Origin of the sequence: Streptomyces sp. NPDC006476, from assembly GCF_040612015.1 — a bacterium.
GTDB lineage: Bacteria > Actinomycetota > Actinomycetes > Streptomycetales > Streptomycetaceae > Streptomyces > Streptomyces griseorubiginosus_B.
Genome location: NZ_JBEXPK010000134.1, coordinates 1 through 11866 on the forward strand (window position 1 = coordinate 1; position 11866 = coordinate 11866).

Annotated in this window: 11 protein-coding genes; 8 read left to right on the forward strand and 3 right to left on the reverse strand. The window is 69.4% G+C overall.

The features are described from left to right. Positions 1–318 precede the first annotated feature (318 nt). Positions 319–648 (forward strand): CU044_2847 family protein, encoded by a 330-nt coding sequence (locus tag ABZZ74_RS50320; protein WP_356950846.1) that lies wholly within the window; start codon positions 319–321, stop codon positions 646–648. A gap of 326 nt (positions 649–974) precedes the next feature. Beyond that, the gene (locus tag ABZZ74_RS50325; protein WP_356950847.1) at positions 975–4844 is read left to right on the forward strand and encodes a hypothetical protein; all 3870 of its coding nucleotides are present in this window, start codon (positions 975–977) and stop codon (positions 4842–4844) included. A gap of 148 nt (positions 4845–4992) precedes the next feature. Here ABZZ74_RS50325 and ABZZ74_RS50330 read toward each other — a convergent pair whose 3' ends face one another. From ABZZ74_RS50330 to ABZZ74_RS50340, 3 genes are all read right to left on the reverse strand, one after another. Then, positions 4993–6312 carry a hypothetical protein gene (locus ABZZ74_RS50330; RefSeq protein WP_356950848.1) on the reverse strand — a complete coding sequence of 440 codons (1320 nt, stop codon included), beginning with the start codon at positions 6310–6312 and terminating at the stop codon, positions 4993–4995. A 431-nt stretch (positions 6313–6743) separates the two neighbouring features. Beyond that, complete coding sequence (locus tag ABZZ74_RS50335; RefSeq protein ID WP_356950849.1) at positions 6744–7064, reverse strand: helix-turn-helix transcriptional regulator; 321 nt, start codon at positions 7062–7064, stop codon at positions 6744–6746. A 4-nt stretch (positions 7065–7068) separates the two neighbouring features. Next, the gene (locus ABZZ74_RS50340; RefSeq protein WP_356950850.1) at positions 7069–8157 is read right to left on the reverse strand and encodes a site-specific integrase; all 1089 of its coding nucleotides are present in this window, start codon (positions 8155–8157) and stop codon (positions 7069–7071) included. Between the two features lie 205 nt (positions 8158–8362). Here ABZZ74_RS50340 and ABZZ74_RS50345 point away from each other — a divergent pair, with 205 nt between their 5' ends. From ABZZ74_RS50345 to ABZZ74_RS50370, 6 genes are all read left to right on the forward strand, one after another. Further along, positions 8363–8659, forward strand: coding sequence for a hypothetical protein (locus tag ABZZ74_RS50345; protein WP_356950851.1), 297 nt, complete (start codon positions 8363–8365; stop codon positions 8657–8659). Positions 8660–8688: 29 nt separating this feature from the next. After that, entirely contained in the window at positions 8689–9501 is an 813-nt protein-coding gene (locus ABZZ74_RS50350) for a hypothetical protein (RefSeq protein ID WP_356950852.1), read from the forward strand. Positions 9502–9545: 44 nt separating this feature from the next. Continuing rightward, positions 9546–10016, forward strand: a complete 471-nt coding sequence (locus tag ABZZ74_RS50355; protein ID WP_356950853.1) for a single-stranded DNA-binding protein — start codon at positions 9546–9548, stop codon at positions 10014–10016. Positions 10017–10151: 135 nt separating this feature from the next. Beyond that, entirely contained in the window at positions 10152–11000 is an 849-nt protein-coding gene (locus ABZZ74_RS50360; RefSeq protein ID WP_356950854.1) for a DNA-processing protein DprA, read from the forward strand. A 124-nt stretch (positions 11001–11124) separates the two neighbouring features. After that, positions 11125–11268: a hypothetical protein gene (locus ABZZ74_RS50365; RefSeq protein WP_356950855.1), complete on the forward strand. Its 144-nt coding sequence runs from the start codon at positions 11125–11127 to the stop codon at positions 11266–11268. A gap of 8 nt (positions 11269–11276) precedes the next feature. Then, complete coding sequence (locus ABZZ74_RS50370) at positions 11277–11594, forward strand: hypothetical protein (protein ID WP_356950856.1); 318 nt, start codon at positions 11277–11279, stop codon at positions 11592–11594. Positions 11595–11866: the final 272 nt, after the last annotated feature.

Genomic DNA, 11866 nt, shown 5'->3' on the forward strand with positions numbered 1-11866 from the left:
CCCCGCCAAACCCACCGACCGGGCGAACCCCGCAAACCCCCAGCCCACACCACCCCGCCACCACCCCACCCCACGAACCCCACACCTTTCGCACAGTTCGCTAATTCTGAAGCACTGATCCGCCGGAACCCACGTACTAAGGCATGTGATGGCCAGCTTAGAGCCTCGGGTTCACGAATATCGGGATGCTCCCCAGGGCACGATGTGAGTTCCCGCGTCTGAAGCGCGCCTCCGGCGATGTGACCGTCCCCAGCAGTCGTTGCCGCGCTTTCCTTCGCGTCGGGCGGGTTGCCCGTGCAGCTGGTAACTTCACTCGACATGACCCAGTTCGTGAGGTTCACCCTGGATGATGGCTCGGACGTGGTCTTCGAGTCGGCGGAGAGCGACTTCGTCGAACTGCGCGGTGGACAGGCCGAGGTGACGGACGGCGGCCAGATGCGGGACCGGCTGGAGTCGGTATCCCAGGCGGCGCAGCAGGTGGCCGAGTCCCTGCGCTCGAGGCTGGCGCCGCACGAGGTGGAGCTTGAGTTCGGGCTCAAGGTGTCCGGCGAGGTGAACTGGTGGTTCTTCGCAAAGAACCAGGCAGAGGGCACGATCAAGGTCACCCTGCGCTGGGCTCGGCCTGACGGTGAAGGATCGGCGGGTTGAGAAACTCGGCCGCCCTCGCGGAGGCCACTGCCGTGGTGCTCGTCGACGGCCGGCGAGCGGGATCCGCGGTGCTGGTCAGCAGCAGGTATCTGCTCACAGCCGCCCATGTCCTGGGCGCCGACGCAGTGCCCGGGCGCCGGATCGAGGTGCGGTTCCCCGCCCTTCGCGCGCCCGCATGCAACCGACTGCTTGAGGCATGCCGTGTGCCAGCGGAAGGGGGCGCAACGGATTTTCTGGATGCCGCTGTGCTGGACCTCGGCGACCAGCCTGCCGAGTGGCTGCCAAAGTCAGCCCTGCTGTCGCCGAAGCGACGTACCCCACCGCAGGTGAGCCTGTTTGGCTATCCGCTGCGGGAAGGGGAACCGGCAGGCGTCTGGCGCGACTTCGCAACCGCCGGGCCCACCGCAGTGAACTCTGTGCAGATCGACTGGCGCGGACAGTCCGGCTCCCTGGTCGGCCACAGCGGCGGGCCTGTGTGCGACCCGCAGACCACCGCCGTAGTGGGAGTACTGGTCGAGGGATCGGAGCGAGGCCGTTTCGACCGGTACATCCCGACCGGCGTTCTCGCGGACCGCTGGCCGCAGTTGCCCCGCCCCTGGCTGTTCGGAGGATCGGACGTCGTCAACGCCACTGAGCACTTCCGCATGCGGGCGCACGGCCAGCGCAGCCAAGCGCGCGGCGGTGACCTGTTCCGAGGTCGGCAGGCCGCCCTCGGGGCGGTTCGGGACTGGCTGACGCTCAGCGAGGCTCCCGGCAGTCCCTTGGTCGTCACCGGGCAGCCCGGCGCGGGGAAGTCTGCTGTCGTAGCCCGCGCGGTCATGAGCCTTCAGTCGGAACAGAGGGCGCCAGGCTTGGCCTTTCATGCCCGCAGCGCCACCCCCGCCAGTCTCCTCCAGGCGGTCGCGGACCTGATCGGTGTCGACAGCGCCGATTCCACCGGCGAGCTGATCACCGCACTGCGCGGGATCTCCGGAGGGCCGTGGCCCCTGGTCGTGGACGCGCTCGACGAGGTGGCGGTCACCGGCGACCGGCGGGAGATGACCAGGATGATCTCCGAACTGGCGGCTCTGCCCGCCCTGCGCGTCGTGGTGTCCACCAGGCCGCTCAAGGCAAGGAATGACGACGGCCGTTACCACCACGGCGAGTTGCTCCCCGCACTCGGCGTTGGCTCCTCAGACAGTCCCCATCTCGTCGATCTTGACTCCTCCCGGTACTTTGAGGCCGACGGGGTGCACGCGTATGTCATGGCGCTGCTCACTCAGTCCGGTGCGGAAGAACCCGGTCCACCCGGCCATGCCTGGGCCGGGTACCGGGCCGATCCAGCGCTGTGCGAGCGTCTGGCGTCACGCATCAGCGAGCGGGCCGAACGCAACTACCTGATCGCGGCCATGGCTGCCGACCCGCTCTCGACCATGCCCAGCCCGCTGGACCCGGACGATCCGCGATTTGATACGGCGGCCATCCCGACCAGCATCGGCGAGGCCCTCGACAAGTACTTCGACGGGCTGGACGGACGCAGACGGACCCGGGTACGCGGTCTGCTGAGCGCCCTTGTCTACGCCCGTGGTGCGGGAATCGACGACTCCCTCTGGCTGGGCTTCGCCAGGGCGCTCGGTTACGACGCCGCGGTCGAGGATCTGGACGAGCTGCACGACAGCGCCGCCGCAGACTATCTGCTCCAGACCGCTGTGTCCGACCACGGTGTGCCGCTCACCCGGCTGTTCCACCAGGCACTGATCGACGAACTGATCCAGCAGCGTCGGCACCGGCTCGGCGACGAGCGAGCGGTACTCGGCGTGCTCCGGTCCGGAAACTGGAGCCAGGCAACCGACTACGCCCGTTCCTACGCCGCCGACCACGCCGCCACCTGCGGAGAATTGGCCTCCCTGCTGCAGGACCCTACCTATCTCGCCGTCGCCGACCTCACCCGGCTCATTTCGCTGCTGCCGGCCGAACCGGATCTGCCGACCGCGCCCATCGTCCGCGTACTGCGCGAAGCTGGCCTGGCAGCGAACCCGCTGCCACCCGCACGGCGAGCGCGGCTTCTGGCTCTCACCGCGGCCCGCAACGGTCTGTGGGAACTGCGTCACACCCTCAGCGGCGGAGGCTGCGACGGGGTGGTGCCCCGTTGGGCACATCCCCTCGGCTCGTCCCACCGGCTTCTCACCGATTACAGCGGACGAGCAAGCACCTTGGCCGTGGGCCGGGCCGCTGGCCGCGACACCGTTGTCTGCGGCAGCACCGACGGTTCCTTGTGGATCTGGGACGCCGCGACCGGCGAGCGTATCCACGGGCCGCTCACAGGGCACACCAACGGTGTGTGGGCGGTGACGACCGGGCAGATCGAGGGCCGCGATGTCGTCGTCTCGGCGAGCATGGACGGCACCGTGCGCGTGTGGGACCCGGTCACAGGGCACCCCGTCGGCGAACCGCTGGAGCATCCGCAGCAGGTGTGCGCGGTGGCGGTGGGGAGCATAGGCAGCCGAGACGTGATCGTGTCAAGCGACTTCGATACGGTCCGGGTCTGGGACGCCGTGACCCGGCAACTCCTGAGCGACCCCATCACCGGTCACACGGACATGGTGTGGGCGGTGGCATTGGGCCGTATCGGTTCCCGCGATGTCATCGTCTCCACGAGTGAGGGCGTCGCGAGAAGAGGCGGCGGCTCCCTCCGGATCTGGGACGCCCGCACCGGCAATGCCGTCGCAGGGCCGCTGGCCGGCCACACCCTCGGCGTACGCGCGGTGGCCTGCGGACGAGTCAACGGCCAGGACGTCATCGTGTCCGGCGGCGAGGACGGGACGGTACGGGTATGGGACACCGCGACCGCCCGGCCCGTGGGCGAGCCGCTGGCCGGCCCGGCGGGAGGGACAGTGGCACTGGGCCGTGTCGACGGCCGGGATGTCATCGTCTCAGGCGGCGCCGAGGGCACCGTCGGCGTATGGGATGCCGCCACCCGAAGCCCTCTGGGCGCACCCTTGACCGGGCATGGTGACTCCATCCGTGCTGTGGCTGTAGGACAGACAGAACACGGCGGGGTCATCGTCTCCAGCGACGGCACCGGTCCCGTACGCATCTGGGCCCTGGGGCCGGTGCTCGGTGAGCCGCTCACTGGACACCGTGGCCCAGTCACCGCACTGACCGCGGCCCGAATCGCCGGCCGGGAAACGGTTGTCACCGTGAGCGACGACGGCACCGTGGGCAGGTGGGATGCCTTGACCGGCAGACCGGTGGCCGAGCCGCTGGTGGGCTACGCCGGCCCGTTCACCGACGTGACCGTCTGCGGCTCAGCCGACGGACACGAGATGATCGCTGCCTCGACCAGCACCGGCTTGCTGTGCGTTTGGGACGCCGCCAGTGGCGAAGCGGTCGGCTACGACTCGTCCAACCACTCATTGGCGTTCCTCCGGGACGCCGCCGGCACATCGGTCGGCTATGGCTCGTCCGCACGCTCGTTGGAGCTCTTCGGCGAGACCATCATCACCATTCTGGTGTCCGCCGACACGCCATGGGTGTCATGCAGCTGGAATGCGGAGACCCGTCAGGCTTCGGCCCACGCCGGGATCTCGGAACGCTACTGTACGTACGCCGTGGCCAGTGGCGTTTCAGTCAGCGGAGAGATCATCGTCTCGGCCAACTGGGACGGCACCCTGCAGGGTTGGCATGCCGCTACAGGCCAGAGCCTCGGAGGCCCCATTCCCGCCCATGCCGACTCGGTCCGTGCGGTGGCGGTCGGCAACGGTGCAGGTCGGCACGTCATCGTCTCCGGTGGCGACGACGGCGTGATCCGGGTCTGGGACGCCGGCGACGGCGCACCTCTGGATGAGTGCACCGGCCACACAGGACCGGTCCTGTCCGTGGCCTTGGGACTCTGCGGCGGCCGCGACATCATTGTTTCCGGCGGCGACGACGGGACCGTACGACTCTGGGACCTCGCTACCAGCCGCCTGGTGAATGAGCCGCTGCCAAGCCACGCGGGTCCGGTCCGATCGGTGACCGTGGGGCACAGCAATGGCCGTGACATCGTCGTATCCGGCGGGGACGACGGCTTGACCCGCATCTGGCGCCCAACAGGAGAACTGCTCGACGAGGTCGACCTGCTCCTCCCCATCCGAGCCGTGGCCGTCTCGCAGGATGCGCTCTACATCGCGGCAGGACTGTCGACATGCGCGTACAGCCTCGCCTCTCTGAAATAAGGGTCCGTCCGGCTCCAAGCGGTTCCCGGCGAGGGATGGGCGTGGATCCTCCCTCGGAGGGACACCGCGACCTGGGAGTTCGACAACTCGGTCATCCGCGCCACGAAAGGAGCCATACCCAACTCGGATGGCGAGGTACGTGGTGGACTCACGGGATGTTGGACTGTCCCTGTCGTCGATGGTGTTCGGCAAAGTTGACATGGTCCACAGTGGCCGTGTAGCGCTGAGCGGCGTTGACGGTGAGGCCGAAGAGATCAGCAAGGCGGCGGGCGTCGCCGTTGCTGGCGTGCGCTTCGTCGAGGATCCGGTCTTCTCGCAAGGCCTGGGCTTGGGTGCCGAGTACGGCGTTGATCCACTTCCCGGTCACGGGCGTCAGGCGCCCGGCCGTTGCCAGGTTGATGAACAGATGCGGGTTGCCGCTGTTGGGCCACTGCCGCTCCCGGTGGGCGAGGTAGCCGTTGAGGGCGGCTCGTGCTTGCGGGGCAAGGAGGATCTTCCTGCCCTCGATATGAAGCCGGCCGTCGACGATGTCAGTGACGTGCAGGGTTCGGAGTTGGTGGGGCCGCAGCCCGTGGAAGATCAGGAGGGATCCGCAGGCGGCTCGGGTTGGATCCGGGGCGTCGATGAGGCTCCGCAGCACTGGGACGTCCATCGACACCGGCGTACGGGTTTCGGGCATGCCGACCTTCATCCGCGTGGTCGGGTTGGTGAACACGAGTCTGCGGCCGTGAAGGACTTGGAAGATCGATCGCAGGCCGGAGAGCATCTCGCTGCGGTCGGTCCCGCCGGAGGGAAGTACAGCAAGCACGTCGTCGCGGGTGACTTCGCGAAGACAGTCCCGGGTCCGCGCCCAGGAGTTGAGCGCGGGCAGCGCTGCGTAGAGGTGGTTGCGGATCGTGCGGTGGGAACGCGGGTGGCGCCGCGGCGTGATGGTGCTGCCGTGCAGCATGATCTCGACCCATGTGCCGATTTCGCTGCCTATCTTCGCGGGCAGGTGAGCAGTCTTCCGTTCGGCCCACGTGATGACGGCCGGGTTGCGGTTGTCCGTCAGGAAGTCGGCGTGGTCCAGGACGTCGATGGTCGGTTGGACCGGAAGGGCGAGCACGCGGAGCATGGCCACGGTGCTGGCTTCGATCGGTGCTCCTGGGGTGTCCTGGGTGGCGAGCAGGAGCTTGAGTGCGCGGTTGACTGCGCCGGTTGCGTCGCGGGTCCAGCCACGCTGTTCGCCGAGTTGCAGGCAGCTGGCTTCGAGGGACTCCAGCAGTTCGGGCAGTACGGGTTCGGGAACCGTCAGGGTGCGCATGCGCGCGTAGTCGCGGCGGGCGTCGAACAGGACGAGTTGTCGGTGGGCGGCAGCGGTGATCGGTCGCAGGTTGGGCTGTCGGCGCGATCGGGTGCGGCGGGTTCGGAAGCGCTGGGGCGGCGGGCGGCGGTGGGGCGGCACCATCAGCGCCAAGCGGTGTTCCATGCCATTGAAGAAGAGCTGGTGACCGCCGTTGACGGCTTCGAGACGGTCGGGGTCGGACGGGTCACGTGCCCAGGACCGGCTCCGGCGCCAGCACAGGCGACACTCGCCTTCTGCGTTGAGCGACGTGATACGTGTGCAGGATGTGCACTCGGCTTCGCCGGGGTGGCGGCGGGCCCAGTCGTGGCAGGCGGCACAGATGCCGCCGGTGGACTTGAACAGGCCCCAGGCGTCGCATCGTTGGCACGAGTCGGGCAGTGGTGGTGCACCTTTGTGGCAGCGGCGGCACAGCCCGGTTGTGTAGTAGTCCGGCGAGCCGCAGCGGCGGCACGGTGGTGGCGTATGCGAGCCGCGCGTGCGGCAGTTGTAGCAGTACTTGGCCTTGGTGTGAGCGACTGGCCGCAGCCCGCACGCCGGGCACGTTCGTGGAGCGGTCACGCCGGTGGCAGTGTGCGGTTGCGTCCGAGCCGGGGCGTGACCGAGCCGGCCCCGCCAGTCCCGGCCTCGGTCGGCTTGGCCGGGCGGCGGGCCGCCGCAGCCTCGGGCTCGTGGATCAGCAGGTCGCCGGTGGTGCAGCCCAGGACGGCGCAGATGATGTCCAAGTCGTCCAGACGCACGGTGGTCGGGGTGCCGGTCCATAGCGCGGACATCTTCCCCGCGCTGATCTCCAGCCCGGCCTCCGCCAGGCGGCGGCGCATTTCGGTGGACTTCCAGATGCCTTGCTCCGCGGCCGTCATTCGCAGGTTCCAGCGCACCGTGTCACTTCCCGTCGCTCGCCCCGAGCCGGGCGGCGACCCGTTCATTCGCCGCAGCCCAGGTGTGTTCGATGTGATCGTCGTGGACATGGACATAACGTGTCGTAGTGGACAGCCACTCGTGTCCGAGGAGCTCTTGGATCGCCTTCAGGTCCAGCCCCTGGGCGTAGTACTCGGACGCGCAGAAGTGTCGCAGTCCATGCGGCGTGAGGCGGCCGGACCAGGACGGCAGGTACAGCCCGACAGCTTTGGACAGCCCGGAACGAAGAGCGTCGTCGCCCACGCGGCGGCACCACCCGGTGTACGGGTCACGGCGCTCACTGGGCAGCAACGGAGCGTCGGGGTCCATGTAGTCGTCGCCGAACTGGTGGCGTACGTCGGTGAACCACCAGTTCACCAGTGCGTCCACCGAGTTGATGGCCGGGACGAGCCGGGCCTTGGGGCCGCGGCCGCGGCTGCCCTTGCCGTGCCGGACGTGCAGCTTGCCGTACTGGCCCAGGTCGGGCCGCCAGTCGCGGATGTCGAGCATCCTGGTCTCGCCGATCCGCAGCCCGGCGCGCCGCCACAACGACGCGGCGAAGTAGTCCCGGGCGGCCGGCAGGTACTTGCGCGCCGACGGCAGAGACGTCCGCCAGGCCGCGAACAGGTCGCCGACCTCCGAGGAAGACGGCGGAATCCGCGGCGAACCGTAGTCGGCCGTGGCCGGGCGGTTGAACTCGTCGATCGGCTGGACCAGCACGTGTCCAGTCAGGGCATGCACATCGCCCTGGTAGCGGGCGATGAGGAAGTCGAAGAACTGAGCGATCGAGCCCGCCTTCTTGTGCACGGTCCCCTTCGCCAGGTCCCGGTCCTTGCGCTGATGGACGAGGAACCGGTCCGCGTCGTCAGGCTGCACAGTCCAGACCGGCCGGCCCACGAACCTGATCAGCTCGAAGAGCACCGCCCGGTCGCCCGCGATCGTGACGTCCTCGACGCCGGCGCCGACGGACGCCAGCAGGTACTGGTCCACGAGCTCCTGCTCGTAGTCCTCGTACTCCTGCTCCGTGCGCAGGCTTCGCGGCGAACCCAGCGAGCGCACCGTCGCTAACGCCACAGAGACCTCACCCACTTCACCAGGAGCGACAGTGCGCCGAAGATATCAGCGAACCTTCAGAAATCGCGACCAAATGCCAGAATCTCCTGTCAGTCCCACGAACCCGTTGCAGCCTGGCCCGCACGGCCACCAGCGACAGGGACGCTCCGGAAAACCCACGGGAGTTCGTGTAAACGGCACTCGCACGCACTACCGCCGCAGCCCGGTGCTGGCCAGCCACCCCGCCGGACGGCCCTGCACCGATCCGTCCTGCCTGTGCCTGTCCCGCACCACGGACGAGGAGCACGCCGCCCGAAGCGGCAGCCCCGCCGACCGGTACGAGGCCTGGATGATCCACACCCGGAACTACCAGTTGGTCTCGCTGCCCGACCGGCCCGATGTGCCCTCCGGCATCAGTCTCGACGCGCCCGCCCTTCGTAAACGCGTGCTGCGCACCGCGACCCTCAGCCCCGATGCGCAACGCCTGATGGACCTCTGGAACGCCCTGACGAACGGGGCCTGACCAGCCCGCACCAGCGGAAGGAAACCGCCATGCTGATCAAACCAGACCCGGCCACACCCGCAGGCAGGGCCATCATCGACCTGGCCGACCTCATGGACCACCTCCAGGAGCGCACCGGCGAATGGCCGGGGGCGGACACCGTCGACATCCTTGAAGGGTGGCTGCGCCGCTTCACCTTCGCAGTCGCCGAGGACCTCACCACGCAGACAGCCGGCCGGGCGTGGGTGCTGCGCCAGTGGGACCGGCACGGCGATGACGTGACGCTCTGGTCCGATGAGGCCTCCGCCCTGGCCTCCCTCGCACAGGAAGTACGCAGGTCGTGGGACGACGTGTCGGGCACCGACGGTTTCCCGTTCCGGCCTCCCGCCGACGACCAGACGGTCGTGGACCTCTACTACGGGCCGGAGACGAGCCGCGGCGACGCGGGCTACACGCTGTACCCCGCCGACATCTCCCGTCACCTGCGCGCGCCCCTCAGCCTCAAGCTCTCGGACGACGAGGCCTGCGCGCAGGCGAACAGCTCGGCGGTCTTCCACCCGATGCACGGGCCCGACGACGAGGGCCTGCCCTGCATCGAGCTCGCGGGCATCCTCGTGTTCGCCTACCTCGACGCCGACCGGGAGGCCGTACGGGTCTCCGTCCATCTGGACACCACCGACGTGCAGTTGGTCCGGGCCGACGGCACAGTCCCGATGCAGGTGGAGATCGAGACCGCCACGGTCTTCGACAACCTCACCCCGATGCCGGCTCCGGCGGGGTTGACCGGGTGGAAGGCCTGGATCCGTCGGCTCGCCCGCCGCACCGCGCCCTCCGGCAGCGGGCAGCGCCGACAGGGGGGTTGACCCTCCACCAGGAGACACTATTATTTGAAATAGGAGGTGTTCACATGGCCCCGTCCGTCACGCACGTGACCGGCACCATCACCGGTGACGTGGAAGTCCGATTCACCGACGGCGGCATCGCCGTCTGCCGGTTCCGTCTCACCGAGACCCCCACACAGTGGGACGCCGCCGCCCAGAAGTGGCGTGACCTGGAGCCGATTCCCTACATCTGCACCGCCTGGCGGGACCTGGCCAGCAACGCCGCCGAATCGCTCGTCGACGGGGTCAACGTCCTGGTCAAAGGCCGTGTCACCGGGGTCAAGGACAACTCCATCTATCTGAGCGTCGACGACCTCGGCATCAGCCTGCGCAGGCGCATCGCCTACACCGAGGCCAGCCTGCCCAGTCCGATCGCCGCCCGCCCGGTCACCGCGCCTCTGGCACCTCAGCCCGCGCCAGCCTCCCGCCCGGCACCCGGGCGACCGGGCAGCCCACCCGCCTGGTGGGAGGAGAAGCGGGCCACCAACTGGTCTTAGCCCGGCACTCCCCCGCAGTGGCCGACGGCACTCCCCTTCCCGTCGGCCGCTGACCAAAGTCATCCCCTTCGCCCGCCCCGGCGCGGCACCGGTTCGCCTGCCGGTGCCGCGTCCTGCCTGAAAGGCCGGCCATCGATGCCCGCACACGCCCTGTCCGAACGAGCCGCACGCGCCGCGCTCGCCGCCCACTTCGCCCCCGGCCAACTCGCCGCTGAACTCGACGAGTACACCCCGGCCGAGGTGTGGCAGCGACGCGTCCGCGGTGATGGCAGCGGCCGCCTGGCCCACTACCGGCCACACGAGGAACTCGCCCAAGCGGAGCTGACCTGCCCATTCGTTCTCCCCTCGGACGAGGAGTGGCCCACCGCCCTCGCCGACCTGGGGCCTGCGTGCCCGCTGGGTCTGTGGGTCCGAGGGCGCGAGCGGCTGCCGCGGCTGAGCGGCACTGCGGTCGTCGTGACCGGCAATCGGGTCCCCACCGAGCGGGCTGTCACCTGTGCGCACGACTTCGCCGCCGCCCTCGCCGAGGCCGGTCACACGGTCACCGCCACGCTCGCCTACGGCGTCGACTCCACCGCCCACCAGGCCGCCGCCGAGACGGGCGCCGCGTCCCTCGCCGTCCTGCCGCGTGGCCTCGACGGGGCTCACCCTCACGCGCACGCCTCGCTGCTGCGCTCCGTCCTCGACGGCGGCGGCGCGGCGGTCAGTCTCTACCGGCCTGGCACCGTGGCCAGCGGCGCGACGCTGAAGGCCAGCGCCGCGGTGCTGGCTGCGCTCGCCCGGGCGGTGATCCTCGTCGAGGCCTGGACCACGTCTCGGCGATGTACGCGGCCGAGACGGCCGTTGACCTCCGCCGGCCCCTGCTCGCCGTGCCCGGCACGGGGGGCGTCCGCTCCAGTGGCAACGCCCGACTCATCGACGGGCAGCTCGCCGTGCATAGTGCCGATCCCCGTCTGGTGCTCGCTCTGCCGCACGCGCGCGTAGCCCGAGCCGGTGACGTCGCGGACGGCGATCTGCTCCTGGCCGCGGTCGGGGCGGACGGAGTCGACTACTTCGTTACCCCCTACATCGCCCAACCGAGCCTTTCGACCCCTCGTGCGGATGCGGCGTGTGCTGCCTGGTCACGGCGCCCGGCCAGGTGGTGGTGCTGTCCCAGGGCGATCCCTGGGAGTCCTGCGATCCGTGGCCCGCCGACGACCGCCTGCTCGTCGTCTCCGCCCAGCGGCTGACCGACCGGCCCCTCGAGGAGTGAGAGCCGCTATGTCCCGTACGACGTACACGCCGTCTCTGCCCGGCCTCAGTGCCGCTGACGACGACCTGGACATCATCATCAACTGGGGTGTCGGCGCTGACTCCTCTGCCTACATCGCCAAGATGCTCACCGCCCCGGGCGCGCATGGCATCGGCCTCGACCGCACCGCCGTCCTCTACATGGCCACCGGCAGCGAGTGGCCCGAAACCCGGCTCCTGGCCGATATCGGTAAGTCCGGCTATCAGAACCTGCGGAATGATCGGGTACGGGGGATGCCGCTGGGCGGCCCGGCACCGCACGGTCACCGCCCACCGGGCACTAATTGAAATACAGGTCCTGGGCGGGATCGGCCTGTGCCAGGTCGCGGTGCACCTGTCCTACGTGACCAGCACGCCGCGGGCATCCGCACCGCCTGGGTCGCGGCGGACGAGGTCTACGGCGGCAGTGCCCTGCGCCGCCGGATTCGCACGCTGGGCTACCGCCCTCGACGCCGCCGTCGACCACATGGCACTCGACGACAGGGCCCCGATCCATCCCGCCCGCGTCATCCGCACCGCCCGCTCCGTCTTCCCCCGCGACACCGTCCTCGGCGTCGACG